Genomic DNA, 26,426 nt, shown 5'->3' with positions numbered 1-26,426 from the left:
GGTCCTCAGCTGATCCACAGCTGAGGACCGCACTCTGGGTTATGGGAGCGGTGGCTGACGACGCCGCGAGGCAGAACCTGGAGGGCGCCATGCTGCGCGACGTGATCACCTGGGACACAGCCAGCCGCCAAGGCGGACGGACCTTCAACGCGGACGCCGTCGGCGCCTCCCGGGACATGGTGTTCGCCCTCGCCGACGGGATCGGGGACACGATGTGGGCCGCCGAAGCTGCCCGCGTCGCCTCCGACGTCGCCGTCCGCACACCAGCCCTGGCCGGCCCGGTCGAAGCCGTACTGGCCGCCCAACGCGCCCTGCGCGCCCTGAACACGGGAGCGGACTGCGTCCTCGTGGTCGCCATGCCCAGCGCGACCGGATACGACGTGGCCTGGGTGGGCGACGTCCGCGCCTACGGCTGGGACGGCACCCAACTCGTCCAACTCACCTCGGACCAGACCATGGCCGAGTACTTCCGCACCCACAACGCGATCCCGTCACCCCGGATGGAACACGTGGTGACCAACTCCCTGCGAACCACCCGCGCGGACCAGATCGGCGTGGCCCACGCCCACAACTGCACCAAGATCCTGCTAACCAGCGACGGCCTCCACAAGACCCTGTCGCCCGAGACCATGGGCGCGATCCTGGCCGAACCCGAGTCCACGGCCCTGACCCAGGTATCGACCCTGGTCGACACGGCCGTGCTGCTCGGCGCGAGGGACAACGCGACAGCCTGCCTCGTCACGCTGCCCGCCAGTACGGCACTCCGCGTCGAACCCGAACTCCGCGTCGACCCTGAAACCGTCGCGATGCCCACCCAACCGGACTGCCGCGCCGCGTAGTGGTGGTCACCAGACCTTCAGCAGCTGGGTGCCGTGGCTGGGGATGGTCGCCTGGTAGCCGTCGGTGAACCGGCCGAGATCGCGGTCCGCCCACACGTCCCGGACCTGTTTGCGCCCGCCGAACCCGAAATCGCTCCAGTTCGCGCGAACCGTCGCCGCGGCCGGCCCCAGGTTGAACAACGCGACCGTGTAGGAACCGTCGCGGTTCCGGGTCCACCACACCTGCTGGTCCCCACCGGCCCGCACCGGTTTCGCCGGGCGGCCCTGCTGGTCGATCGCGATCACTTCGCGGTTCGTCAGGAGTTTCCGGCCGAGGTCGTCGAGCTGGGTCACGTCGTCGCCGGTGTACAGCGGCGCGGAGGTGATCGCCCACAGCGTCATGTAGCTGTAGCGCTCGTCCGGTGTGATGCCGTCCATCTTCGCGTTGCCGACGTCCAGCGAGTCGAGGTCGTGCCAGCCGCCGGGACCGGAGTACCGGAGCCACGCCGGTAGGTCGTTCCACCGGCCCTTCACCGAGTTGTCCCACGTCACCAAACTGTCGCAGTAGCACTCGACATCCGTGTCGATCCGCCAGCCCTGGGAGTGCTTGCGCCAGTCGGCGATGTAGTCGATGTCCAAGGCCCAGGACAGTTCGATGTGCACATCCCGGCCGGTCTTCCGGAACGACTTGTCGTACGCGGCGATCTCGTCCCGGTTGTCGTACTGCGGCCCGCTCTTCCATGAGCCCGGTCCGACGCCGTCGATCTTCAGGAAGTCGTAGCCCCAGCCGGCGAACATCGACGCGATCGAGTCGATGTACTTCTGCGCGCACGGTTTCGAGAAGTCAATCTTGTACGAGCTGTCCCACCCGTTCGTGGTCCGCAGATCCGGGTACACGACGTCGTGCGTGCCGCACCCAGGTGCGCCGGCCACTGGGAAGTCGCCGTTGTCGTACACGGCTTTCGCGAGTCCGACCGGGATGTAGATGCCCGCCTTGAGGCCCTCGCGGTGGATGTGGTCCGCGACGTACTTCATCCCGTGCGGGAACCGTTCCGGGTTCGGTGCCGGCCGGCCGTTCCGGTCGTATCCGAAGTTCCAGCTCCAGTCGGCCCACCAGCCGGCGTCGATGTTGATGTACTGGTACCCGTACCTTTTCAGGTTCGCCGCGACCGCGTCCGCCTGCTTGAGTACGTTCGCCTCGGTCAGGTAGCTGTAGCTGCCTTTGTCGTTCAGGCCCGGATACTTGCTGGACTGCATGCTCCAACTGCTCCAGCCCATGTACGGCGCTTCGCCCCAGCGGTCCGGGGACGCCGAAGCCGGGACCGCGGCGGTCGCCGTGAGCATGGCGCCGAGCAACACCGTGAGCGATCTTTTCAGCATGGCGCTCCTTTGCGCTTTCGGTCAGGAGAGGAACAGCGTCCGCACCGCGATGGCCGCCGCACCGCGCGCCCACTCCTCGAACGGCAGCGGACGCAGGATGAGCTCGCATTCCGCCGCGGCGCCGAACGCGTGCGTGGCAAACGTTTCCCTGATCTCGTCGGCGAACAGGTCGTACGCGTCCAGCCCCTCGCCGGACACGATGATCCGTTCGGGCCCGGTCAGGTTCGCCATCGCGGCCAGGCCGCGGCCGATGGCCACGCCAGCCCTGGCGAACACCCGCCGCAGCGCCACATCGCCGAGCCGGGCGCCGGTGATCACCTCGGCCATGGTCAGGCCGGGTTCACCGGTCGCCGTCCTGGCCTGCGCGACGATCGCGTCCGTTGACGCGATCGCCTCGACGCATCCGGTGGCGCCGCAGTGGCACAGTGGCCCGTCGCCGCTCACCGGGATGTGCCCGATCTCGCCGGCCACGCCGTGGCTCCCGGTGACGACGTCCCCGTTGATCACCAGCCCGCAGCCGATCCCCGTGCCGAGAGTGACCAGCGCGAACGACGGCGCCCCCACACCAGCGCCGAACCACTGCTCGGCGACCGTGATCGCTTTGACGTCGTTGCCGACCGTCGCCTCCAGGCCGGTCACCTCGGCGACCAGCTCGGCCAGCGGCACGTCGCGCCAGTGCAGGAAGGGGGAGTACCTGACGTGACCGGAGGCGGGATCGACGTCCCCGGCGACGGTGACGCCCACGGTCGAGGTGCGTTCGCGGTATCTCGGCGCCTTAAGCAGTTCGGTGACGAGTTCGCCGACGTTCGACACGACCGCGTCGACCTTGCGCGAGGTCAGCGGCAGGTGTCCGGACACCCGGATCCGCGCGCGCAGATCGGTGACGACGCCGATCAGCTCGTCGTGAGTGATCTTGACGCCGACGAAGAACTCCCGGTCGGCCACGACCTCCAGCGGGCTCGCCGGCCGGCCGACACCGGTGGTCGCCGAGTCCAGCTCGGTCAGGTAACCGGCCTCGATCAGCGGCCGCGCCGCCTTGGTTACCGCCGCTGAGGACAACCCGGTGCGTCGGGCGACGTCCACCCGCGACACGGGTCCCTCGGTGAGGACCGTGGTGAACACCGTGGCGGCCGCCGGGCTGGTGACGGGCACCCGGGGCGTCTGGCGGCGGGGTGTCATGGTCGGCTAGCGTAGGGTGAATAAATTAACTTCGTCAAGAAATTAAGGATTCGGCATGGCTGACGTGCTGTTCGACGCCGACTCGCGGCTCTGGCTGCTGACCACGGACACCACGTCGTACACCGTAAGGCTGGACGCCTCGGACAGCCCGCGGCACGTCTACTGGGGTCCGGCGTTGACCCTCGGGCAGGCGCTGACGGTCCGTCGGCCGGTCCTGCCGATGATCACCAGCTTCGACGGCACCACGGACGAGGAACTCGTGGTGGAGGGCGGCGCCCGGTTCGACACGCCGTCACTTCAGGTCCGGTTCGTTGACGGGGTCCGTGCGTTCGAATGGCGATACGTCGACCACACGGTCGACGAAGGCCATCTGGCGATCCGTTTCGTCGACCGGCACTACCCGCTCGAGGTCGTGTTGCACTACCGGGTCCGGTCCGGAACGGACGTGATCGAGCGCTGGACAACCTTGCGCCACACAGCCACTTCGGACCCGATCACGCTGCTCCGGACCGACTCGGCGTCGTGGTCCCTGCCGTTTCGCGTCGGCTACGAAATGACGTACACGGTTGGCAGATGGTCGTCGGAGTTCCGACTGCAGTCGACACCAGTTCCGTACGGTGAAACGGTTTTCGGGTCACGCCGCGGCACGTCCAGCCACCAGGCCAACCCGTGGCTGATGGTGTCCGACGGGGACGAGGTGTGGAGCGGCGCGTTGGCGTGGAGCGGAAGCCACCGGATCACGTTGCGGCACACCCCGGCCGGGCAGACGAGTTTCTCCGGCGGGTTCGGCCACGAAGGCGTCAGCTGGCGGCTCAACCCGGGGGAGGACTGGGAAACCCCGGTGTTCGCGGGCCTGTACGCCGCCGACGGGATCGAAGCGGCGAGCCGGCGGTGGCACACGTATGTGCGTGACCACGTCCTGCCGCGTTCCGAAGAGACCCGGCCGGTCGTGTACAACTCGTGGGAGGCCACCGGGTTCGACGTGACTGCGGACAACCAGAAACGCCTGGCGGCCCGCGCCGCGGCCCTCGGCTGCGAACTGTTCGTGATGGACGACGGCTGGTTCGGCGCCCGCACCCACGACGCCGCCGGCCTGGGCGACTGGACCGTGAACCCCACCAAGTTCCCCGGCGGCCTGGATCCCCTGATCGCCGAGGTGCGCCGGCTGGGGATGCGGTTCGGGCTCTGGGTGGAGCCGGAAATGGTGAACCCGGACAGCGAACTGTACCGCCGGCACCCGGACTGGGTGCTGCACATGCCCAACCGTTCCCGCACGACCCTGCGCAACCAGCTGGTGCTGAACTTCGCCCGCCCGGACGTCGCCGACTGGGCCCACAACTGGCTGGACAACCTGGTGGGGCAGCATGGGATCGACTTCCTGAAATGGGACATGAACCGGTCCTTCAGCGAAGCCGGCTGGCCCGGCGAACCCGACCAGGACCGGCTCTGGATCGACCACGTCCGCAACGTCCACGCGATCATCGACCGCCTCCGCCAGAACCACCCCGACCTGCGGATCGAGGCCTGCTCAGGCGGCGGCGGCCGAATCGACCTGGGCATGCTTGCCCGAACCGACCAGGCCTGGACCTCGGACAACACCGACGCCCTGGACCGACTGGCGATCCACCACGGCTACACCCACATCTACCCGGCCAGAACAATGTCCGCCTGGGTCACCGACAGCCCCAACCCACTCACCGGCCGGAACGTCCCCCTCGCCTTCCGGTTCCACGTGGCGATGGCCGGAATCCTCGGCATCGGCGGAAACCTCCTCACCTGGACCGCCCCGGAACTGGCCGAGGCCCGCGAACACCTGGCCGCCTACAAATCGATCCGCCACATCGTCCAACACGGCGTCCAGTACAACCTGACCGCCGGCCCCATCACCGCGGTCCAGTACGTCCTGGAGAACGAAACCGTCGTCCTCGTCTGGCGCCCAACGGCGAACTTCGGCCTCCCCCCACTGCCCCTGCGCCTCAAAGCCCTCGACCCCACAGCCGAATACCGGACATCCTCCGCCGTCTACGAAGGCGCAGTCCTCCTGCACCACGGCCTCGAACCCACCCTCCCCCCAGGCGACTACGCCAGCACCATGATCCACCTGACCAGGAAGTCCTAAGGCTGAACGAGGCCGGTCCGGTACGCGTAACTCACGGCCTGCGCGCGATCACGCAGACCCAACTTGGCGAACAAGTGGTTCACATGTGTCTTGACGGTCGCCTCGCTCACCACGAGGTGTTTCGCGATCTCCCCATTGGACAGTCCAGCGGCGATCAACTGGAGCACGTCCACCTCACGCGGCGTCAACCCGTCATCCGGCCGCTCAACGGGATGCCGAGTGCCCACCGACGCCACCAACCGCTCCTGCAAGTCACCGTCGACAATGGACAACCCAGCGGCGGCGGACCGCAGCGCGTGCGCAATGGACTCCGCGTCCGCGTCCTTGGTGAGGAAACCCCGCGCGCCGGCCCGCAAAGCGGCGAGCAACGACTCGTCATCGGCGTACGTGGTCAGCACGACCACCTCGGTGTCCGGGAAACCCGCCCGGACCGCGGAAGTGGTCGACACCCCATCCCGGTTGGGCATCTTCAGATCGACGAGCAGCACATTCGGCTGCTGCGCGGCGACGAGCCGTAGCGCCTCATCCCCGTCAGCGGCCGCCCCGACCACCTCGATGCCCGGCAGCAGGCCAAGAAGCGTCACCAGCCCCTCCCGCACAACGGACTGGTCATCGGCGAGCACAACCCGAACCATGCCACTCCCTGCCACCATCACCCCACCCCACCCTCAACACCCACCCGAGTGAACCCCGAACGAAAGGACCGTTCATCCGGACTCACAGCCAACAAACCCATATTGATCATGAACCCCCGATACGATTGTCCCATCGGGGTGCCCCCGGAGAGGGTGGGGGCTGTCACGCGCGCGTGGAGGCGGCGCCCGTGTGGCAACGCAATAGGTCTACGACGTGGCGTGTGGGCGACGGCGTGCATGATCATCGAGGTACCGTCAGGTGCACGCGCCATCCGTCCTCCACCGGTCCGGCTTCGAACGTGCCGCCAAGCAGTTGGGCACGTTCCCGCATCCCGGTCAGACCGTATCCCGGGTCCCTGCTCGGCGCCGCTCGCCTGCCTCCGTGATTGGTCACCGTGAGCGCCACCTCGTGGTCTCCGTGTTCAAGCCGGATTTCGACCTTCGCACCCGGCGCGTGCTTGCGGACGTTGGTCAACGTCTCCTGAGCCGCCCGGTACAGCGTGTCCTCGGCATCTTCCGGCAGGTCGCCCGCGTCCCCGATGACCTGCAGGTTCGCATCTGGTCCGTACTGCGCCGCGAGGTCCTTGACGGACCGTTGCCGATCCGACCGCAGGGCCGCGACCGCTCGACGGGCCTCGGCGAGCCCGTCGGTGGCGAGCCGCTGGGCCCGTTCGACCTGCTGGATGGCCTCCTCGCTGGCGCCGTCGCGCACCAGGACCAGGCGCGCGCCTTGCAGGTTCAAGGCCAGCCCGGCGAGGGAGTGGGCCAGGACGTCGTGCATCTCCCGCGCGATCCGGGCTCGTTCGGCGAGAGCGGCGGCTCTGGCGTGCTCCTCACGCGCCGTCTGGGCACGGGCCAGGGCCAGTTCGGTCTGTTCGATCCGGGCGTTGCGTTGCCGTCTGGCCACGCCGGCGAGCACTACCGCGGCCAACCCGGCGGCGGCAGCGACAAGGTCCAGCCAACTCTGGTCGCGGGCCAGGTTGCTGGCCAGGATCGCCGCGAAACTGACCGGGAGCACGATGACCGCGGTCAGCTTGTTGGTCGTGCGAACGGCGAACCATGCGGCCACGAACGACAGGGCGATCCCGAACCCGTTCGGGAACTCGATCGACATCGCCAGACCGGCCAACGTGAGGAGCACCAGCCCGGTCGTGACGATCCATGTCGGCATCCAGCTCAGCCAGACAAGTGGCAACGTGCCGACGACCGCGGCTAGCGCGAGACCTGCCGACCACAGCGACCTGTGGTCGCCGGCAGCGAACAACGCCACGACCAGGATGGCGGTGGGAGCCAGGCGCAACCATCCTCGTCGCATGGCTTCATCATCCCCCGGAGCGGCTGGCCGCGACAGGGATGCCGAGCCGCCGGGTCCGTGTGAAGATCATCCAGTTCTGCGCGCCGAGGGTGACGCCCAAGGTGGCGGCGAATGTGGAGTTGGCGAGCGCGGGATCCATACCGAGCGCATGGTCGGCGATGATCAAGGCGACCCGTGCCCCGATGGTGGCGATCCAGAGCACGAGTGTCCACTTCGTACCTTTCTGGAACGCGCCACCGTCCTTTTCGGTCACGGTCACGCTCGCGCCGCGCGCGGCACCCAGTGCGGCGAGCAGAACGAGGTCGAGCAGAAGCAGTACGAGGTCACGCGAGCTGACGGCGGTGATGACGTCCTTCGCGCCCAGCAGACCGACAACCAGCAGGATGAGCGGTACCAGGGCAAGCCCGCGCACAGTGACGGTGCTGCCTTTGATCTGCTTGGTGATCACCCGCAGCACCAGTAGGAACGCGCCGATGGCGATCAGCAGGGTGGTGGACAGCGACATCGTGACTCCTTCGGTGTTTCTCCTGAGAACCAGGATGCGGCGCGGGCCAGCGATTCGCCTCAGCGGACGGGTTGAATCTCCCCTCAACCCACGGGTGGAGCGCCCAGTACCAGACCCCACCGACAATCTCGGCGCCCAACCCCCGTCCTGACCCCGAGTTGTCCACATCCCCCCAACTTGTCCACACCCGACACCGAACACCTGGCCCCAACCGAACCCGCCCGACAAAGTCGAACCATGCAAGCGACACAGCACCCCAACATCCGACTCCGCGACCCAGGCGAACTGATCGCGGCGGTCCCACACATCCTCGGCTACCGACCCGCCGAATCCGTCGTCATCTGTGTGCACGCCGGCAAGAACGGCAAGCAGATCACCGTCTGCGCCAGAACCGACCTGCCGCCGCCGAATCACCATTGGGACGTGGCCGAACAACTCAAACACCTCATGACGCGCGCGAAAGCCAAGGCGGTCAGCGTGATCATCGTCGGTGAGGCCGAGGAGACGCCGCCACCATTGCCGCATCTGACCTTCGTACAAGCGATCGCGACTGTCTTCACCTCAGCTGGGCTGACCATCAACCACGCCATGTGGACGTCCACGATCCGCCACGGCGCGGACTGGCACTGCTACGACGACGTGGGCTGCAAAGGCCTGCTCCCCGACCCGAACGGCACCGAACTGGCCGCGGCCGCGGCGGTGGACGGGATGATCACCTATGAGAGCCGGGCCGACCTGCGCCGGTCCCTCGAACCGGCCACCCCTCGGGTGCTCAAACGCCGGGAGCGACGGATACGAGAGGCGTTGGACCAGCGTCCTGACGAAGGCCACGCCGTGAAGCTCGTGGAGGACGTGTTCGCCGACCTCGCGGAAGGCCGGTTCACGCTGGACGACGACAGAGTGGTGGACTTGGCGGTCGCGTTGTCGCACCGGAAGGCCCGGGACGCGTGCCTCAGGCCGGATCGGCTCACCCAGGGGTCGAAAGCGCAGCAGATGTGGACCGACCTGACCAGGGAGATGCCGTCGCCATACCGGGCGGAGCCTGCCTGCCTACTCGCCCTGTGCGCCTTCGTCCGCGGCAACGGTGTGGTGGCAGGGATAGCCCTTGAGATAGCTCAGGAGGCTGTACCTGACCATGTTGTCGCCGGTCTCGTGCGTACCGTCATGGACGTCGGAATGACTCCGAAAGACCTGATCAAGGGGCTCGCCGCCGCAGCGGCCAAGGAGACCCATGACAGCTGACCGGACAGGGGCGCGCCCCAGCGCGCCCTCCACGTCACCATCGCGAACTGGACGACAAGAGGGGCTGTCCCGGCCGGGCCTCCCACGTAGCTCCGTGCCGGCACGAGACTGCCCCGTCCGGTGAACCCAAGGTCTGCCACAACCACACGTGTCCGGCGTGACTCGGCGAGCAATCGTGGATCTGGAACATCCGCTTCTGACCAGGTGCCAGCCGGCGACGCACTGGAACGTTGGGCGCGATCCGTTCGGCACCGTCGCGCCGACTTGATGCCTACGTGCGAGGACTGTTCGTGCTCAGGCTGCCAGTGGGCTGGGCTCAGGTGGCAGCCGGGACCCTTCGCGCGTCGCGCTGCCGCCCGAGGTCGCCCGTCAGCTGCTCGAACTGCCCCGGCCACTGGACGAGACTTGCCTGCGCGTGCGGCTCGCGGCCCCAGAAGCCCGGTGGATCGGGACAGCATCGTCGTGATGCTCTCGGCCATCCCAAACGATCCCGGTGCGTGTACCGGTGGCGGGCGCCTCTTGGCATCCAGTCTCCGGTATGCGCGTTGCCCTTGCTGTCATTCATCGTCGCGTTCGACCTGGCGCACTTCGTTTGCGGGCCAGGCCCCGCCATGGCGGGGAGCAAGGTGCTGCGCTTCGCCGACGAGGCGTAGCACCTTCCAGACCACCGCAGGGCACTTTCGTGCTGTGCCACGGACATACCGGAACCCCTTGATTTGGGTACATCGCTGTCATCACATGCCCACACCGGCGACATGCCCCCGGCGGCGCTGCCATCGCCCGACGCGCGAGAAAGATCGTTGTGTCCCCGAATCGGTAAGCGATCGCCCGCTGACTGACCTACCCGCCATCCGGTCTGATGCGTGTTTTCGTGAACTCTGAGAGCTGGCCACGATCAGCAGCTTCCTCCGATGGAGCAAGCCAGCAACCATCGCCAAAGGCAGTCCGTAGTCAGGACGGAAGGCTGGACGATGTCACCTCCGAGGTGTCCGTACAGCGTTTCTCCGTGTGTGCGACTCAGAAGAATTCCGAACAGCCCATTTCGAACGGCTCCACTCCGCGCTGACGCGTTCCGCGTAGGAAATCCAAGCCGCCATTGGTGCACAGTCAGCGATCACCGTTGTTGTCGGCGAGGACGGCTGGTCCACTCAGATGGATCGTCCCCTCCGTAGCCAGCTCGATCCGGCCTGAGCCAGAAGCTGGTGATCAGCCACCGTGGCCCGCTGATTGGCCGTCGGACTGATGTCAACCGCAGGCGCGCAACGCGATGTGCGCTATACCTGCGCTCGCGACAATTGGCGACGAACCCAGAAGATCATCTTGGTCAGGGTTGCCCGGCGTTGCCATCAAGCCCGAGCCGACAGCGACCAGATTTCGCTGCGACCTCCACCGCCCGCGGCCCGGCTTCACTCAGCCCATGAACAACAGCTGCGACCTCACGGCCCACCCTGTATACGGGCAAGACAGCACGGAGCATCGTTCCGCACTCGACCGCAAGCGGCCACATCCAACCCGCTGGCCAGATCAAACCGGGGCCTCGTTCACGCTGTTAGTCGCAGTTCGCCTGCCCAGGGCCCAATCCGGTGATACGCCGAAATCAGCCACGACTGACTCAACCTCTGCCGACCGACACCCGACCCTGCCGTCCGGCCGAGCATCGACCAGACCGCCGCCCACTGGCCGCTCGTTGACCGATGGGCGGCGGTCTGAGTTACCGAGACTGGGTAAATGTCCAGGCGTCGCGCACGATCGTGGCGATGTCCGGGCGCTCAGGCTTCCAGCCGAGTTCGGTGCGGGCCTGGTCGCTGGACGCCACCAGGACTGCTGGGTCGCCGGCGCGTCGAGGGGCCACCTGCGCCGGGATTTCGTGGCCGGTGGCCTCGCGACACGCCTCGATGACCTGCCGAACGGAGAAACCGGTGCCGTTACCGAGGTTGTAGATCGCGTGCCGCCCCGGGGTGGCGCTCTCGACTGCCAACAAGTGGGCGTCAGCCAGGTCGGTGACGTGGATGTAGTCGCGGATGCAGGTGCCGTCCTCGGTCGGCCAGTCGTCGCCGTAAATTTGGACCTGATCCCGGTGACCGGTCGCGACCTGCAGGACAATCGGGATCAGGTGGGTCTCGGTGGCGTGCCGTTCGCCGAACCGGCCGTAGGCGCCGGCGACGTTGAAGTAGCGCAGGCTGACCGCGGCCAGGTCGTGTGCCGCCGCGTACGACGTGATCATGTGGTCCACCGCGAGCTTGGTGGCACCGTAGGTGTTCGTCGGGTGGGTGGGAGCCGACTCGGGGATGGGGACCTCGTCGGGTTCGCCGTACACCGCCGCCGTCGAGGAGAACACCAGGCGGGGTGTGCCGTGCTCACGCATGGCGTCGAGCAGGCGCAGCGTGGTGAGCACGTTGCCGTACCAGTACTTGGTCGGGTCCTGCATGGACTCACCGACCAGGGACTTGGCCGCGAAGTGGAGCACACCGTCGAAGCCTTCGCCCAGCAGAGCGCTCGCCACGTCCGCGACGTCCGCCTGGACGAGCCGGCAGCCGTCGGGCACTGCGTCGGCGTGCCCGGTGGACAGGTCGTCCACCACGACAACCTCATGGCCGGCCTCGACGAGCCGAGCGGAGCAAGCGCTTCCGACGTACCCCGCACCGCCCGTCACGAGCAGCTTCACGTTGCGTCCCCTTTCACCGATCCTGCCCGGCACCCGCCGAGGGCACCGCCGTGAACATCCGTGGCGCGGTGAACGACCGCGCCACATACGCCGCCTTCACCGCCGCTTCGACCTCCGCGCGCGCGTCGCTGTGCACCAGGGCGATCGCGGAACCGCCGAACCCGCCTCCGATCATCCTCGCACCGAGCGCGCCGGCGCCCTCAGCCGCCTCCGCGGCCACATTCAGCTCATCGCACGACACGCGGTAGTCGTCGCGCAGGCTGGCGTGCGAGTCGCTGAGCAGAGGTCCGATCGCCGTGTACTTGTCCGTACGTAGCAGTTCCACGGTACGCAGGACACGGTCGTTCTCTGTGACCACGTGCTTGACCAGGGGCCGGAGCTCTTCCGGCAGCGACGAGACCGCGGAGTCGAGCCCGGACAATGACACGTCCCGCAGCGCGGGAACACCCAGGATCTCTGCCGCGCGTTCACAGCCGCGACGGCGATCGCCGTACCCGGAGGCGGTGTTCGAATGGCTGGCCCGCGTGTCGATCACGAGGACTTCGAGACCGCGCCGAACGGAGTCGAACGGCACCTGGTCGCTTTCGCCCGACCTGACATCGAGGAACAGCACGTGCGCCGCCGTGCAGCACAACGAAGCGGTCTGGTCGAGCAGCCCTGTCGGCGCTCCGACGAAGTCGTTCTCGGCGTGCTGGATCCACTTGGCGATGTCGCTCGTGGACTGCTGCGAACCGGCCAACCCCAGCAGCGCCAGGGCGGTCGCGCATTCCAGCGAATGCGACGACGACAAACCCGCGCCGGCCGGCACGTCACCGGCGATCACGAGGTCTGCGCCGCGGTCGACGCCTTGTTCGCGAAGTACCCACGCGACACCGGACGGGTACGCGGCCCAACCGGTGACCGTGCCCGGTGCGAGGTCCGCGATGCGCACCGGATCCGCGGTTTCCGGTCGACCACGGTCGTGCAGCGTTGTCACGGTCAGGATGTCGTCGTCGCGGGCTGAGGCGGCGACAGCGGTCCGATGCGGTAACGCGAACGGCAGCACGAAGCCGTCGTTGTAGTCGGTGTGCTCCCCGATGAGGTTCACGCGGCCAGGCGCCGACCACACGCCGGCCGGGGCTCGGCCGTGCAGTCGTTGGAAAGCCTCGGCCGCTCGCGCGGCCTGGCTCACAGGGCCCGCGCCAGAACTGCGTGCAGCACGGCCGGCGCCAGCTGAGCCGACGTGCCCGCGCCACTGACCTCGATGGTGTTGCCGTCGCCTTTGGACGGGCCGACGTGCACGGTCTGGCCGGGCAGCAGGCCGACCTCTTTGAGCTCCGCCATCAGGTCCGGGTCCATCTGGACGTGTTCGGCGATTCGGCGGACCTCGATTTTGCCTCCGCCACGACGGGCGACCTCGTCCACCCGGACCAGGTCAGCCTCGGCCGGCGGGGCGGGCTCGCCGGCACCCAACTTGTCCAGCCCGGGGATCGGGTTGCCGTACGGCGACGTGGTTGGGTGCCCGAGCAGCTTGACGAGTTTGCGCTCGACCGCCTCGCTCATCACGTGCTCCCAGCGGCACGCCTCACTGTGCACGTGCTCCCACTCGAGGCCGATGACGTCCACCAGCAGCCGTTCGGCCAGCCGGTGCTTGCGCATGACCGCGATCGCCAGGTCCCGGCCGTGGGTGGTCAGCTGCAGGTGCCGGTCGTCGGCGACCACGAGCAACCCGTCGCGCTCCATCCTGCCGACGGTCTGGCTCACCGTCGGCCCGCTCTGGCCCAGTCGTTCCGCGATCCGGGCGCGCAGCGGGATCACGCCCTCCTCTTCCAGCTCGTAGATGGTGCGCAGGTACATCTCTGTGGTGTCGATGAGATCGTTCACGCCGCTACCCCTTCGTCGGCGTCCATGGTAGTCGCCCGGTCCGACAGTCCCGGTCGTGATCACATCTGTGGCGGCCCCACGCGGGAGCGCGAGAGGATGTCGGCCGTGCGCACACTCGTCTCCTCTTCGGAACTCGCCGCGGCACTGCTGGATTCCCCGCCACCGGTACTGCTGGACGTCCGGTGGGCGCTCGGCGGCCCACCCGGACGTGAGTCCTACCTGGCCGGTCACCTGCCCGGCGCGGTGTACATCGACCTGGACACCGAGCTCGCGGCCACACCAGGTTCGGGCGGCCGGCACCCGTTGCCCACCCCGGAGGATCTGCAGCGGGTGTTTCGCGCGGCCGGCGTCAACGCGGACTCGTCCGTGGTGGTGTACGACGCGGGCAACGGATCGATCGCGGCCCGCGCCTGGTGGCTTCTGCGATGGGCCGGCCACCGGGACGTCTCGGTGCTCGACGGCGGTTACGCGGGATGGCTGAAGGAAGGTCGCGAGGTCACCACCGAGCTACCAACTCCCGAACCCGGTGACATCGAGGTACGACCAGGTGCCATGCCGACCGTGGACGCCGACGGCGCGGCGCGCCTCGCGCAAGGCGGACTCCTCCTCGACGCCCGCGCTCCTGAGCGCTACCGCGGTGACGTGGAGCCGGTCGACCCCCGCGCCGGCCACATCCCCGGAGCCGTGAACGCCCCCTTCACCGGTCATCTCGACGCCGAAGGCCACTGGCTGCCAGCGGCCGACCTCGCGGACCGATTCCGAAAGCTTGGTGTACACGACGACACTCAGGTCGGCGCCTACTGCGGCTCCGGAGTCACGGCGTCCTCAGTCATCCTGGCGCTCGAAGCCGCCGGCATCACGGACTCGGACCACCCAGCAGTCCTCTACCCGGGCTCCTGGTCGCAATGGTCCTCGGACCCGGACCGTCCAGTGGCCCCGTCCTGACCGACGAGTCCCTGGTCCGGGGCGCTTTCCGCAAACCCAGCGAACCTGCCTCCTGCCCAGCCCCAGGGCCCGTTCAGGATTCCGCCGGATACCGCCCCAGGCCCTCTGCCGACACGGGACGTGCGCCGTCGTCGACCGACCGGACGCGAAATGTTCACCAGGACAAGGGCCGTTTTCAGGTGATTCGCGGAGACGGTCTCAGCCGTTGGGGAGCTTGTCGAAGACGATCTTCGCGAGCTTGTCCACGGTCGGGCAGGTGGATTCGGTGGCGGTGTTCAGCACGAGTGTCACCCACAACGCACGGAACGGCGCGCTTTGATCGTCGGTGAGCGCGATTCTCAGGTCACAGGTGCTCGCCGCGCTCGTCGTGCGGTACGCGGTGTTGCCTTCGAAGCTGGTGACCTCAGGGCTCTGCGCGTCCGCGCGCTGCGTGTCGGCCGACGGCGTCAGCACGACCATCGCGACTCCTGCGGCGTTACCGCCAGTCGCGAGATCGAATCCGCAGTACCCCTGGTCGGCCGGTTCCGCTGCGGCCGTCGTGCCGGTCAGCCGCGCCACTTCGGCGCCGGTGATGAGCGTGGCGCAGGCGGGCGCGGTGGCGACTGTTTTGCGTTTGGCGATGGTCACCGACCATGGCGGCTGCCGCGAACTCGAGGTGGTCAGTGATGTCGGCGGAAACATGCTGGTCGTCGACGATTCCGTGGATGTGGCGGACTCGGTGTCGGCCGGCTCACTCGAGGGCGTTTCCGGGATCGTGGTCTGGGGCGCCGCGGCCGGCGAACCCGCTACGGACCCGATCCGAATTCGGCTTGCGAGCAGGGCGGCGACAGTGGCGACGGCCAAGCCCACCACAGCGAGCGCGAGCAAGCGAAAACGACCGTGCATGGCCGTCAGACTAGTGTTAAGCCATGGGCACGCCAGCCGCCGTCGTGTGGGATCCCGCTCTGCTCGGGTACGACCTGGGCGGGGATCACCCGTTCAACCCAGTGCGCCTCGAGTTGACGATCGCGCTCGCGACTCAACTCGGCGTGCTGGACGAAGTGGAACTGCTTCACCCTGAGCCCGCGAGCGACGCGGACATCAAACGCGTACACGACGTTTCCTACATGGACGCCGTCCGTGAGGCACCCATGGTGGGCTGGGATGTCGGCCATGGCCTCGGCACCCCGGACAATCCCGTGTTCGCCGAGATGCACGAGGCCTCTTCCCTGGTCGTCGGCGCTTCACTGCTGGCGGCCAGCCGGATCGCGTCCGGAGCGACGAACCGGGCGGTGAACATCGCCGGCGGTCTGCACCACGCGATGCGCGATCACGCAGCCGGATTCTGCGTGTACAACGACTGCGCGGTCGCGATCTCCTGGCTGTTGGACAACGGCGCCGACCGCGTCGCGTACATAGATGTCGACGTCCATCACGGCGACGGCGTTCAGGCCGCGTTCTACGACGACCCCAGGGTCCTGACTATCTCGTTGCACCAGAGTCCGATGACGCTCTGGCCGGGCACCGGCCGGGTGACCGAATTGGGTGGTCCGGGCGCCGAGGGCACGTCGGTGAACGTCCCGTTGCCGCCGCACACCCGCGACCCGGCCTGGCTGCGGGCGTTTCACGCGGTCGTGCCGTCACTGTTGCGCGAGTTCCGGCCGGACGTGCTGGTCACGCAGTGCGGGGTGGACACCCATGAGGAGGATCCGCTGGCCAACCTGTGGCTGAGCGTGGACGGCCATCGGGAGATCTACCGGGTACTCCGGAATCTGGCTGAACAGCACGCCGGGGGCAAATGGCTCGCGATGGGCGGCGGCGGATACCAGTTGCTTCGGGTCGTGCCGCGGTCGTGGACTCACCTGATCGCCACCGTTCTTGACCGGGACGTTGACCCTGAGACGCCGTTGCCGCACGAGTGGGTGAACGACGTGCTGCGTCGCGCGCCAGGCGCACAGTTGCCGCGCACCATGGGTGAAGGCAAGGACACCACCTTCGTGCCCTGGGACGGCACCATGCAGGAACCGGTCGACTCGGTGATCCGGGACGTCCGGGGTGCCGTGTTCCCACTGCACGGAATGGATCCGGACGACCCGCGGGACTGAGCGTGAGCGATTTCGACCCGTACGACTATCCGCGTCGCTGGGAGGCGGACGTGGTGTTGGCCGACGGCGGCACCGTCCATCTGAGACCGATCACGCCGGACGACGCCGACCGGCTGGTCGCGTTCCACGGGAGGCTGTCCGACCGGACCCGGTACTTCCGGTACTTCGGCGCGTATCCGCGGATACCCCCGCGGGACCTGGCACGGTTCGTCACGGTCGACCACCACGACCGGGTCGCGTTCGTGGCGATGCTGGGCGACGACATCATCGCCGTCGGCCGCTACGAGCGACTTCGGGAGAACGGCGAACTCACCGACCAGGCCGAGGTCGCGTTCGTCGTCGAGGACGACCACCAAGGCCGGGGGATTGGCTCGATCCTGCTGGAGCACCTGGCCGCGGCGGCCCAGGAGAGTGGCCTGAACCGGTTCGTCGCCGAGGTGCTGGGGGAGAACGGCCAGATGGTCCGGGTGTTCCGGGACGCCGGCTACCAGATCAGCCGGGTTCTGGAGGACGGCGTCCTGCACTTGGAGTTCGCGATCGACCCGACGGACGAATTGGTGGCCGTGGCGAGGGCACGTGAACAGGCCGCCGAGGCCCGGAGCGTCCACAACCTGCTGCATCCCACATCGGTCGCGGTGATCGGTGCCTCGACGGACCCGACGAAGGTCGGCTACGCCGTACTGACCAACCTGCTGTCCGCGAACTTCACCGGCCCGGTGTTCCCGGTGAACGCGGAACGTCGGTCGGTTCGCGGTGTCCGTGCCTATCGGCGCGTGCTGGACATCCCTGATCCGGTGGACCTCGCGGTCGTCGCGGTACCGGCGGCCAGCGTCGACGAGGTGATGGACGACTGCCTGGCCAAGGGCGTGAAAGCGCTTGTCGTGCTGTCGTCCGGATTCGGCGAGACCGGGGACGAAGGGCGAAGTGTCGAGCGGCGGCTTGCGGAGGAAGCGCGGAAGCATGGCATGCGCGTGGTCGGGCCGAACGCGCTCGGCGTCGTGAACATGGATCGGAACGTCAGGCTGAACGCGAGCCTCGCCCCGAAGCTTCCGGGTTTGGGCCGAACCGGCTTCTTCTGCCAGTCCGGCGCGCTCGGCACCGCGATCCTCGCCAGCGCCGCTGCCCGCGGACTCGGCCTGTCCACGTTCGTCTCGGCCGGCAACCGGGCGGACGTCTCCGGCAACGACATGCTCCAGTACTGGATGACCGACCCGGCAACGGACGTCGTGCTGCTGTATCTGGAGTCGTTCGGAAATCCTCGGAAGTTCGCCCGCCTGGCTCGCCGCCTGGGGCGCACCAAGCCGATTGTCGCGGTCAAGTCCGGCCGCAACGCCTTGCTGCCGGCGCTCGCCGCGACCTCCGTCCGGGTCGACGAGCCGAGCGTGCAGGCAGTGTTCGAGCAAGCCGGCGTGATCCGCGTGGAATCGTTGGCGCAACTGTTCGACACGGCGCTGTTGCTGGCGCACCAGCCGTTGCCCGGGGGCAGCCGGATCGCGGTGGTCGGAAACTCGACCGCGATCGGCGTGCTCGCCGCGGATGCCGCGTTGGCCGAGGGGCTTGAGCTCGCCGGGGAACCGGTCGATGTGGGAGTCCAGGCTGGACCTGCCGAGTTCGCCGCCGCGGTCCGCGAGACGCTCCTGAGCGACGACGTGGACGCCTTGATCGTCGTCTTCGTGCCGCCCTTGGCAGTGCCGGACACGGCGTACGCCCGCGAGTTGCGTGAGGCCGTCTCGGGCTTGGCGCCGGGTGAGGGCAAACCGATCGTCTCGACGTTCCTGGCGGCCGAAGGCGTCCCGGACGAGCTCGCCGTTCCTGGTCCGGACGGATCGCCGGGGCGCGGCTCGATTCCGTCGTATTCCAGTCCCGAACGCGCGGCCCTCGCCTTGGCGCGCGTCACCCGTTACGCCCGGTGGCGTTCGGCACCACGCGGCATGCTGGTCCGGCCGGACCGGATCGACCCTGTCGCCGCGCGTGACCTGATCTTCGCCGCCGAGGACACCCGTGAGCATTGGCTGACCGACCAGCAAGCGGTCGAACTGCTGACCTGCTACGGAATCCAGATCGCCCCGTTCCGGATCGTCAACAGCGCTGAAGAGGCCGTACACGCCGCGGAGGACCTCGGGTTCCCGGTCGCGGCGAAGGCGGCGAACTCGTTACTGCGACACAGGTTCGATCTTGTCGGCGTCCGGCTGGACATCAGCGGGCCGGAGGCGATGCGAGCGGCCTATGTGGACCTCTGCTCGGTGTCCGGAGTGGATACCGTATACGTGCAGCGGATGGTCGACAGAGGCACCTCGTGCGTGATCGGCCTCCAAGACGACCCGTCATTCGGCACGTTGGTGTCGTTCGGACTGTCCGGTGTGGTCAACGACCTGCTGGGCGACCGCGCCTACCGGGCCATCCCGATGACCGACGTGGACGCGGCCGGCCTGGTCCGCGCGCCGAAAGCGGCACCGTTGTTGGCGGGATACGGCGGGGCGCCGGTCGCCGACCTGGCCGCCCTTGAGGATCTCGTGCTTCGCGTCGCGGCACTGGCGGAAGACGTTCCCGAGGTGCGGTCACTCGAACTCGACCCGGTCGTGGCGTCCGACAAGGGCGCGAACGTCGTCTACGCCCGGATACTCGTGGGGAAACCACCGTCCCGCCACGACACAGGCCCCCGCCGACTGCGCACCCTGCCCAGCGAGGGATGATTCCATCGTTTCGGCGAACTCAGCGTGGACTCCGTCATGCCTCCGCCGAACCGGCATACCCACCGAATCTGGTCGCACACTGCCGGACCGGCGTTACGTGCCGTCAGACCCCGGTCGTGCCGCGCCGTGCCCCTCACATCATGGCCGCGCGTACGTTCGAGCCGCCCTGATGTCAGCCACATGTGGTCAGCGGGTCGGCAGAAGCCACTGCGTGATTTCGTGTTCTCTGTCGGAAACCCGTGTGGGTGCTTCGTCCAGCAGAAGGACGAAGCACCCACACGGGCAGGGCGCGGTATCTTGTTAGGTGGGGGCTCGCTCCCGCCGCCAGACTGAGCGAGCCCCCGGTCTCGGGGCGGAGGCGCAGTTGGTCGCATCTGCGACATATGCTGGGCCCCGCCGGCGCCGTCATCGTGTTGTCAGCTGAGTAGAATCTCTTCTCATTCGCTGACTGGGCGGAGGCGCCCCCGCCGCCTTCCTCCGATCGCGGATTCGATGTGCCGCAGGCGAACAAGCTGTTCCGGACCGGCCTCGGACAGAACGGGGCGTACGTGCAAGCAGTCGCAACCCGACGGCATCGCGGAGACTCCAGTTACCCGGACTCCATTTGCCCACGTTGTCGTCGACGATGTGGCCGCCGCCCGCCAGACCGTCCAGGTGGTTGGCGGAATGATCGCCACGCATCCTGAACTGGTTGAACTTGTCGCTGATCAGATGGTGCCAGGCAGCGCTCTCCGCCACCTGGCGGGCAGCGTTCGCCCTTGCCTCGGACGTCTCAGCCACCCAATCCGTCCCGACCCTGTCCAAGATCGCCAGACAATGGGTGCCGTGCACCTCGAGCGCGAAGTCGCGCACGCCGACCACGGGCAGGCCCGTCCGTTCGCAGGTGTTCCGAAATCCAAAGGACGTTGAGCCCGGCGCCGGACACGAACCGTGCCGCGGTTCATCGGTTCCGTACGACCCTATCTGCCTGCACGAGGCACGTACGCTCGACGAGAAGATCGAGCGGACCGTGGTCGATCTGGCCGGGTTCGGGCGGACTGACCCCATGCGGCCGATCAAGAACGAGGCGCGACGGCCGTCGATGCTGTCGACATCCGCCCTGGGCTGGTCGCTCATCGCGATCCATGTTGCGGATACGCTGCTGGTCAGAGCGGCAAAAGCGCCGTTCGCGGCGAACGTGAACAGGCACCAGAGGCAGACGGCCGTCAGCGCCGCGGCCAGCGTGACCGACGAGGTTGGAATCCTGATCGCCATCGTCGCGGTCGCCATGGTGCTGATGAGAACACCCGCACTGATCAGACCAGCGACAGTGGCAGTCGCTGGCAAGACACGCTTGCGTGTGCGCATCAGGCTCCTCCTCATCGAGGACCGTGGCGGGCTGAGCAGGGTGAGTGAAAGCTATGACACCCATCCACCTCTGGTCAAGAATGTGATTAGAGTTCATGCATGTGAACCATCTGGCCGCTCCCAGCGTCCTTTGAGCTTCCGCACAGGTCGCTGCTATCTCCACCCGGCATACCTGAGGCATGACTGGCACCCGTGCCCCGGCCGACCCGGCGGCGGTCACCGCCGCGGTGTCGAAAACCGTGACGGTCGACGTGGTTGTCCCTGTACACAACGAAGAACGAGCGCTGCGTGGCTGTATCGACGTGCTGCGATCCTATTTGGACAAGACATTCCCGTTCGAGTGGACCCTCACCATTGTCGACAACGCCAGCAGCGACGGCACCATGTCGGTCGCCAACGAGTTGGCAGAGCGCGACCCCCAGGTCCGCGTCCTGCATCTGGACCAGAAAGGCCGGGGTCGGGCCTTACGCGCGGCATGGCAGCGCAGCGACGCGGACGTCGTCGCCTACATGGACGTCGACCTCTCCACCGGTTTGGACGCCCTGCTGCCCCTGATCGCCCCCCTCGTGAACGGTCACTCGGACATCTCGATCGGCTCGCGCCTGGCACCCGGCGCGAGAACCGTCCGCGGCCCCAAACGCGAGCTGATCTCGCGGTGTTACAACGCACTCATCCGGCTGAGCCACGGAGCCCGGTTCTCCGACGCCCAGTGCGGCTTCAAAGCCGCGCGCACCGACGTGATCCGCCCACTTCTCGAACACGTCAAGGACGACAACTGGTTTTTCGACACCGAACTGTTGCTGCTCGCCGAACACAACGGACTGAGAGTGCACGAAGTTCCCGTCGACTGGGTCGAGGACGTCGACACACGAGTCCAGGTGGCGTCGACCGCCATCGAGGACGTCCGAGGCCTGATCAGAGTCGCCCGTGCGAAAGCGACCGGGTCAGCGACGGTGACCGGACTTCCGAAACGACCGGAACCGAGTCCGGTACATCCAGACGCGGTCGTGGGCCGCCGTGACACCGGCCTGATGTGGCAGCTTACGTCGTTCGCGGTGATCGGCGTCCTGTCCACAGCCGCCACCTTGCTGCTGTACGCACTCTTCCGGTCCGCGATGAATCCGTTGCTGGCGAACCTGCTCGCACTGGTAGTGACCACGCTGATCAACACCGAGGCCAACCGGCGGTTCACGTTCCTCGGCGCACGCGGATCCTCAGGTCGGGTGCATCTGCAAGGCCTGATCGTGTTCGGTCTCTACTACGCCTTCACCTCAGTCGCATTGCTCGCGCTGCACTCGTCCGTCGTCGAACCGTCACGTTGGCTGGAGTTGGTCGTGCTCCTTGGCGCCTCCATGGTCGGCACAGCTGGGCGGTTCGTGCTCCTGCGTACTTGGATCTTCAAGACAGGAAGGGGGAATACATGACCGCCGCCGCCCGGCAAGCGGAAGCGAAGCGACGACAGAGTCCACTGTGGCGGAGAAGCCCCGATCAGTGGAAGGTTCTGGACTATGCCAAAGCCCACTCCAACGGTGCCCAGATCACCCTCGCGATCGAGGGCGGATCTCAGGCGGCTGTCAGCTACATCGCGGCAACAGACGACACGGTCGTCGGAATGGGCGGCTTCGGCGGCGGCGACCCAGCTCCCTCGTTGGACCAACTGAGCACATGGGTGCGCGAGGGCAAGCTCCGGTTTGTCCTCGAAGGTGCCGGACGCGGGAGTCGCGGCGGCATTGGCGGGCGGGGGACAGAGGCAAACGGTTCAGTCGGCTCCGCGCCCCGTAGGCAGCCTTGATGAGACACAACCTGGCTCTGGCACTCCACATGGCATTGGCATACCACCGGGTGACAGCACCGCTACTGGTGGCGCCACTACCGGTACAGGCACGTCGTCCGGCGCACGCACTTCACTCGGCGCATCCAACGCATCCAGGGCACTTGGTGCGGGCGACCCACCCGGTCGCGGAGTGTTGCCGGGGACTGGTCCCAATGGTGGTGATGGCTTGAACCGTCAAGCGGCCGGTGAGCGCACCGGATGGGTCGAACAAAACTGCAAGTCGGTGCTCACTGTCGGCTCCCAGCGCCTGTACGAATGCACTGACGGGTGAATCTGTGCAAATCCCCCGTGATGGTCTCAGCGTGTTCCCAGGAAGTTCCCAGGTTCGTCGTCGACCCTGACCAGGTGGATCAGCGTGGCGCGGAAGCGACTGTTCTCGTAGTGGACGACGAGCCGAACATCCTGGAGTTGCTGTCGGCGGCGCTTCGGCTGAGCGGGTTCGTGGTGCATGCGGCGGACTGCGGGGCCGAGGCGCTGGCCGCCGCGCGGCGCGTCCGGCCGGACATCGTGATCCTCGATGTGATGCTGCCTGACTGCGACGGCTTCAGCCTGGCGCGTAGCCTCCGCGCCACGCATGAACTGCTGCCCGTGCTGTTCCTGACGGCCCGTGACGCGGTTGAAGACCGTATCGCTGGCCTCACGGCGGGCGGGGACGACTACGTGACCAAACCGTTCAGCCTGGAAGAGGTCGTCCTTCGGCTGCGCGCGATCCTCCGCCGAACCAATGGCGCGAGCGAAACGCCGCGTGACGACGGCACCTTCAGGTACGCCGACCTTGTCTTGGACGAGGACGCTCATGAAGTCTACCGCGGCGGACGCCTCGTCCAACTCTCACCGACCGAGTTCAACCTGCTGCGTTACCTGATGGTCAACGCCGAGCGGGTGGTCAGCAAACCGCAGATTCTGGATCGGGTGTGGAACTACGATTTCGGCGGTGACGGCCGGATCGTCGAGTCCTACATCAGCTACCTGCGTCGAAAGATCGACTCAGTGGAACCGGCTTTGATCCACACGATCCGCGGCGTGGGGTACTCGCTTCGATTGCCGCGTGACGAACGGACAGGCTGATGACCACGGTCGGCCGAACCTCTGATGCGGGAACCACTCTGGCGCGCAACGTTGCCGCGACCGGCAGGAATACCCAGATGGCCACGCCCAGACTCCGCAGGCCGTGGACCCTGCGCACCCGGCTGATTGTGGTCGTGCTGCTGCTCGCCACTGTCGGACTCACCGTGTTCGGCGTCGCGAGTGTTCTGCTGATCCAAAGGTCGATGATCAACCGAGTGGACCAGCAGTTGGACGAGTTCAGTCACCGGGGTCAAGGGTTCCCGCGGATCCCCCAGGGCGAAGGTCCAAACCGCCGCAACGGTCAGGACCTGCCCACGGACTTCGCGGTGCGCTCGTTCTTTCCGGACGGAACCGTGAACCTCAGCAGCAACGTCACCTCCACCACCGGGCCCAACCTGCCTGCCGTCAGCGCGGTGACATATCCCCAGCTCCGCGGTCACGCGTTCACGGTCGACGACCAGGAAGGGAAAGCGGCCTGGCGGGTGCTGGTCGTTCAGCGGAGTTTCGGACCGGCCGGTGTTTTCTACGTCGCTGTCGCCCAGTCGTTGGACACGGTTGAGCAGACGGTTTCGCGGCTCGTCTGGATCGAGGTCCTTGTCGGTGTCTCCGCGCTGGTCACGCTCGGCGCTATCGCGTTCTGGGTCGTCCGGCTCGGGCTCCGACCATTGACCAAGATCGAGCACACCGCGGGCTCGATCGCCAGGGGACACCTCTACCTACGGGTGCCGTCCGACTCACGAACCGAGGTCGGCCGGATGGGCGCAGTCCTGAACACGATGGTCGGCCGACTCTCGTCGGCATTGCTGCAACGGGAACGCTCCGAAGCCCGCCTGCGCAGGTTCGTCGCCGACGCTTCGCACGAACTCCGAACGCCGTTGACCTCCATTCGCGGTTTCGCCGAACTGCATCGTCGGGGCGGCGCGCCGGAACGCGCGGACGTCGACAAGCTCATGGGCCGCATCGAAGACGAAGCGATCCGGATGGGCCTGCTCGTCGAAGACTTGCTGTTGCTCGCCCGCTTGGACCAGGAACGCGCCCTGGACCTGACCGAGCTCGACCTTCGCACTCTCGTCGAAGACGCAGTGCACGATGCCCGCGCCCGCGACCCCGACCGCTCAGTGAACCTGACGAGTCCGAGCACGCCAGTACGGGTGACTGCCGACGAACACCGAATGCGCCAGGTGATCACGAACCTGGTCAGCAACGCAGTGATCCACACGCCGCCGGGTACCCCGGTGCACGTGTACGTCGGCACATCGTCCACATCAGACGCCCGCGCGCCCATCGCGGTAGCGGGCGCTGTGGACGCCTCCGCGCGTGTCGTTCTGGACGTCCTCGACGAAGGTCCGGGCGTCCCATTGGAGGCCGCGCCGAACATCTTCGACCGCTTCTACCGTGTCGACTCTGCCCGATCCCGTCGTCGCGGTGGAACCGGCCTGGGCCTGGCCATCACAGCAGCGATCCTGGAAGCTCACGGTGGCCGAGTGGAACTGCGAACCACCCCCGCCCAGGGTGCCCGTTTCACCGTTCTGCTCCCGCTGCTGTGAAACATGCGACATGAGGGTGGCGTGCGCGCCCTCCCGCCTTCAGCGGTCAACGCCGACTGCCGTCCACATTGCACATTCGAGCACGACATCACGCCCCACCAAGGCCTGGTGAAGCTCGAGTCACACCGTTCGTTGGCCAGTCGGCCCGCTTTGCTGACGGACGCTGGCTAGAAGAGACGAGCCGGGTGCATACCAGCACCAGAGCCGTTGCCTTCGCCACACGTTCCACACCAACCAAACAGGTACTCCCTTCGTCGTCGTTCCACGCATTACCAACCTGGCCATAATGTAGCGGCGGGGTCTGACATTTTCGGTCGAGCGCCTTCGGGCTGAGGCAACGGGGAACTAGGCGGGGCTGAACCTCGCCGCGGCCATGGGCCGCTGGTGGTTCGTGTAGGTAGTGGCGGGCGAGGAGTTCACGCTCCAGCGATACCGCGACAGTTCACCGGTCGATGTGGACACATACAGCATCATGTGCCCGAAACCCACGCCTTCGCGGTCGTTCACTCCGTCGATCAGCCGGGTGTCGGGGTACGCGATGTAGTCACCGACACCGAGCAAGCCGTGCGGATCTGACGTACAGTCGATGATCTCGACGGCGTACTGCGTCTCGCCGGGAAAGTTCAACGCGGGGTTCGGCGACACATAGATATCCTTGATCTGCCGGACCAGCACTACATGGCCGGTCTGGTTGCGCAGACCGTTCTGATAGTCGATGGCGAGCACATCGCCATGCCGAAGATTGAGCAGCTTGGTGACGGGCTGCCAGTGAGGTGCGGCCGCGTCGGCAAAAGCCCGTCGATAGTCCCGCGAGTTGGGGTTGACTGCCCCGAAGTGCGTCCGGAAATGCTCCGCGGTGGCGATGTCAGGGTACGTGCGATGCAGCAGGCCGGTGATGAACGACGCGCACCGACTCTGGTTGACCCAGGTCGCCGGCTGCCCCGGTGTGCCCCATGTCAGGATTGTTGGCGCGCGGTCGTCGTCCTTGTACTTGTTGTTGCCACGGGGGCACTCCGGCAAGTTCAGATGATTCGCGAACACCTCCGCCGCGTGCGAATGCGGAGCCGTCGGATGGTGCGGATCGGGGCTGAGCTCGGTCGCGGGATCGCTGGGCCGCACAGCACCGGACGACGGGCCACCGACGATGAGGTCCGGCGAGAGCCCTCGGGATAAGCCACTCATACCCC

The 26,426-nt window shown here is 67.2% G+C and carries 21 protein-coding genes; 10 read left to right on the top strand and 11 right to left on the bottom strand.

Annotated elements, in window-relative coordinates:
* Positions 1–50 precede the first annotated feature (50 nt).
* On the top strand, positions 51–839 hold the full coding sequence (locus tag EV192_RS42925; protein ID WP_243727426.1) for a PP2C family protein-serine/threonine phosphatase: 789 nt from the start codon (positions 51–53) through the stop codon (positions 837–839).
* A 6-nt stretch (positions 840–845) separates the two neighbouring features.
* On the opposite strand, the gene EV192_RS42920 is transcribed toward EV192_RS42925, so the two are convergent.
* Both EV192_RS42920 and EV192_RS42915 read right to left on the bottom strand, forming a co-directional pair.
* A complete protein-coding gene (locus EV192_RS42920) occupies positions 846–2,198 on the bottom strand; it encodes a glycoside hydrolase family 27 protein (protein ID WP_132124482.1) in 1,353 nt (450 codons plus the stop codon).
* A 21-nt stretch (positions 2,199–2,219) separates the two neighbouring features.
* Entirely contained in the window at positions 2,220–3,377 is a 1,158-nt protein-coding gene (locus EV192_RS42915; RefSeq protein ID WP_243727425.1) for an ROK family transcriptional regulator, read from the bottom strand.
* 55 nt (positions 3,378–3,432) lie between these two features.
* On the opposite strand from EV192_RS42915, the gene EV192_RS42910 reads away from it, so the two are divergent.
* A complete protein-coding gene (locus EV192_RS42910) occupies positions 3,433–5,496 on the top strand; it encodes an alpha-galactosidase (RefSeq protein ID WP_132124481.1) in 2,064 nt (687 codons plus the stop codon).
* On the opposite strand, the gene EV192_RS42905 is transcribed toward EV192_RS42910, so the two are convergent.
* The 3 genes from EV192_RS42905 to EV192_RS42895 all read right to left on the bottom strand — a co-directional run bounded on the left by EV192_RS42905 (position 5,493) and on the right by EV192_RS42895 (position 7,951).
* Positions 5,493–6,131 carry a response regulator gene (locus EV192_RS42905; protein WP_132124480.1) on the bottom strand — a complete coding sequence of 213 codons (639 nt, stop codon included), beginning with the start codon at positions 6,129–6,131 and terminating at the stop codon, positions 5,493–5,495. The genes EV192_RS42910 and EV192_RS42905 overlap by 4 nt on opposite strands.
* Before the next feature lie 241 nt (positions 6,132–6,372).
* A complete protein-coding gene (locus EV192_RS42900; RefSeq protein WP_132124479.1) occupies positions 6,373–7,446 on the bottom strand; it encodes a histidine kinase in 1,074 nt (357 codons plus the stop codon).
* Positions 7,447–7,453: 7 nt separating this feature from the next.
* On the bottom strand, positions 7,454–7,951 hold the full coding sequence (locus EV192_RS42895) for a hypothetical protein (protein ID WP_132124478.1): 498 nt from the start codon (positions 7,949–7,951) through the stop codon (positions 7,454–7,456).
* Positions 7,952–8,188: 237 nt separating this feature from the next.
* Between EV192_RS42895 and EV192_RS42890 the strand changes: the two genes are divergently transcribed.
* On the top strand, positions 8,189–9,193 hold the full coding sequence (locus tag EV192_RS42890; RefSeq protein ID WP_132124477.1) for a DUF4192 domain-containing protein: 1,005 nt from the start codon (positions 8,189–8,191) through the stop codon (positions 9,191–9,193).
* 1,711 nt (positions 9,194–10,904) lie between these two features.
* Here EV192_RS42890 and galE read toward each other — a convergent pair.
* The 3 genes from galE to EV192_RS42875 are packed head-to-tail and all read right to left on the bottom strand — an operon-like array spanning position 10,905 to position 13,721.
* Complete coding sequence (gene galE, locus EV192_RS42885; RefSeq protein ID WP_243727424.1) at positions 10,905–11,858, bottom strand: UDP-glucose 4-epimerase GalE; 954 nt, start codon at positions 11,856–11,858, stop codon at positions 10,905–10,907.
* Positions 11,859–11,871: 13 nt separating this feature from the next.
* Positions 11,872–13,029: a galactokinase gene (gene galK, locus EV192_RS42880; protein WP_132124475.1), complete on the bottom strand. Its 1,158-nt coding sequence runs from the start codon at positions 13,027–13,029 to the stop codon at positions 11,872–11,874.
* Positions 13,026–13,721: an iron-dependent transcriptional repressor DtxR gene (locus EV192_RS42875; protein ID WP_132124474.1), complete on the bottom strand. Its 696-nt coding sequence runs from the start codon at positions 13,719–13,721 to the stop codon at positions 13,026–13,028. Before EV192_RS42875 ends, galK begins: the two co-directional genes overlap by 4 nt.
* Before the next feature lie 105 nt (positions 13,722–13,826).
* Here EV192_RS42875 and EV192_RS42870 point away from each other — a divergent pair, with 105 nt between their 5' ends.
* Entirely contained in the window at positions 13,827–14,666 is an 840-nt protein-coding gene (locus tag EV192_RS42870; RefSeq protein WP_207926647.1) for a sulfurtransferase, read from the top strand.
* Positions 14,667–14,864: 198 nt separating this feature from the next.
* Here the strand turns inward: EV192_RS42870 and EV192_RS42865 are convergent, their stop codons facing one another.
* Positions 14,865–15,551 (bottom strand): hypothetical protein, encoded by a 687-nt coding sequence (locus EV192_RS42865; protein WP_132124472.1) that lies wholly within the window; start codon positions 15,549–15,551, stop codon positions 14,865–14,867.
* Between the two features lie 23 nt (positions 15,552–15,574).
* Between EV192_RS42865 and EV192_RS42860 the strand changes: the two genes are divergently transcribed.
* Positions 15,575–16,750, top strand: coding sequence for an acetoin utilization protein AcuC (locus EV192_RS42860; RefSeq protein ID WP_132124471.1), 1,176 nt, complete (start codon positions 15,575–15,577; stop codon positions 16,748–16,750).
* 2 nt (positions 16,751–16,752) lie between these two features.
* Positions 16,753–19,443: a bifunctional acetate--CoA ligase family protein/GNAT family N-acetyltransferase gene (locus EV192_RS42855; RefSeq protein WP_243727423.1), complete on the top strand. Its 2,691-nt coding sequence runs from the start codon at positions 16,753–16,755 to the stop codon at positions 19,441–19,443.
* A 405-nt stretch (positions 19,444–19,848) separates the two neighbouring features.
* On the opposite strand, the gene EV192_RS42850 is transcribed toward EV192_RS42855, so the two are convergent.
* Complete coding sequence (locus EV192_RS42850; protein ID WP_132124469.1) at positions 19,849–20,790, bottom strand: hypothetical protein; 942 nt, start codon at positions 20,788–20,790, stop codon at positions 19,849–19,851.
* A 179-nt stretch (positions 20,791–20,969) separates the two neighbouring features.
* Here EV192_RS42850 and EV192_RS42845 point away from each other — a divergent pair, with 179 nt between their 5' ends.
* The 4 genes from EV192_RS42845 (at position 20,970) to EV192_RS42835 (ending at position 25,239) form a co-directional block, all read left to right on the top strand.
* Positions 20,970–22,214: a bifunctional glycosyltransferase family 2/GtrA family protein gene (locus EV192_RS42845; protein WP_132124468.1), complete on the top strand. Its 1,245-nt coding sequence runs from the start codon at positions 20,970–20,972 to the stop codon at positions 22,212–22,214.
* Positions 22,211–22,582 carry a mannosyltransferase YkcB-related protein gene (locus tag EV192_RS57705; RefSeq protein WP_481730455.1) on the top strand — a complete coding sequence of 124 codons (372 nt, stop codon included), beginning with the start codon at positions 22,211–22,213 and terminating at the stop codon, positions 22,580–22,582. Before EV192_RS42845 ends, EV192_RS57705 begins: the two co-directional genes overlap by 4 nt.
* Before the next feature lie 387 nt (positions 22,583–22,969).
* Positions 22,970–23,692, top strand: coding sequence for a response regulator transcription factor (locus EV192_RS42840; protein ID WP_243727422.1), 723 nt, complete (start codon positions 22,970–22,972; stop codon positions 23,690–23,692).
* Between the two features lie 77 nt (positions 23,693–23,769).
* Complete coding sequence (locus tag EV192_RS42835; protein WP_132124466.1) at positions 23,770–25,239, top strand: sensor histidine kinase; 1,470 nt, start codon at positions 23,770–23,772, stop codon at positions 25,237–25,239.
* Between the two features lie 345 nt (positions 25,240–25,584).
* Here EV192_RS42835 and EV192_RS42830 read toward each other — a convergent pair whose 3' ends face one another.
* Positions 25,585–26,421, bottom strand: coding sequence for a hypothetical protein (locus EV192_RS42830; protein WP_132124465.1), 837 nt, complete (start codon positions 26,419–26,421; stop codon positions 25,585–25,587).
* Positions 26,422–26,426 lie beyond the last annotated feature (5 nt).

It is taken from the genome of Actinocrispum wychmicini, from assembly GCF_004345645.1.
Classification (GTDB): domain Bacteria; phylum Actinomycetota; class Actinomycetes; order Mycobacteriales; family Pseudonocardiaceae; genus Kibdelosporangium; species Kibdelosporangium wychmicini.
This window is presented reverse-complemented; position numbering and strand designations above follow the sequence as displayed.

Bases quoted from the DNA above. Each gene is read 5' to 3' on its own strand.
- EV192_RS42920 (WP_132124482.1), bottom strand. From the start codon at position 2,198: ATGCTGAAAAGATCGCTCACGGTGTTGCTCGGCGCCATGCTCACGGCG.
- EV192_RS42915 (WP_243727425.1), bottom strand. From the start codon at position 3,377: ATGACACCCCGCCGCCAGACGCCCCGGGTGCCCGTCACCAGCCCGGCG.
- EV192_RS42910 (WP_132124481.1), top strand. From the start codon at position 3,433: ATGGCTGACGTGCTGTTCGACGCCGACTCGCGGCTCTGGCTGCTGACC.
- EV192_RS42905 (WP_132124480.1), bottom strand. From the start codon at position 6,131: ATGGTTCGGGTTGTGCTCGCCGATGACCAGTCCGTTGTGCGGGAGGGG.
- EV192_RS42900 (WP_132124479.1), bottom strand. From the start codon at position 7,446: ATGCGACGAGGATGGTTGCGCCTGGCTCCCACCGCCATCCTGGTCGTG.
- EV192_RS42895 (WP_132124478.1), bottom strand. From the start codon at position 7,951: ATGTCGCTGTCCACCACCCTGCTGATCGCCATCGGCGCGTTCCTACTG.
- EV192_RS42890 (WP_132124477.1), top strand. From the start codon at position 8,189: ATGCAAGCGACACAGCACCCCAACATCCGACTCCGCGACCCAGGCGAA.
- EV192_RS42865 (WP_132124472.1), bottom strand. From the start codon at position 15,551: ATGCACGGTCGTTTTCGCTTGCTCGCGCTCGCTGTGGTGGGCTTGGCC.
- EV192_RS42860 (WP_132124471.1), top strand. From the start codon at position 15,575: ATGGGCACGCCAGCCGCCGTCGTGTGGGATCCCGCTCTGCTCGGGTAC.
- EV192_RS42850 (WP_132124469.1), bottom strand. From the start codon at position 20,790: ATGCGCACACGCAAGCGTGTCTTGCCAGCGACTGCCACTGTCGCTGGT.
- EV192_RS42845 (WP_132124468.1), top strand. From the start codon at position 20,970: ATGACTGGCACCCGTGCCCCGGCCGACCCGGCGGCGGTCACCGCCGCG.
- EV192_RS57705 (WP_481730455.1), top strand. From the start codon at position 22,211: ATGACCGCCGCCGCCCGGCAAGCGGAAGCGAAGCGACGACAGAGTCCA.
- EV192_RS42835 (WP_132124466.1), top strand. From the start codon at position 23,770: ATGGCCACGCCCAGACTCCGCAGGCCGTGGACCCTGCGCACCCGGCTG.
- EV192_RS42830 (WP_132124465.1), bottom strand. From the start codon at position 26,421: ATGAGTGGCTTATCCCGAGGGCTCTCGCCGGACCTCATCGTCGGTGGC.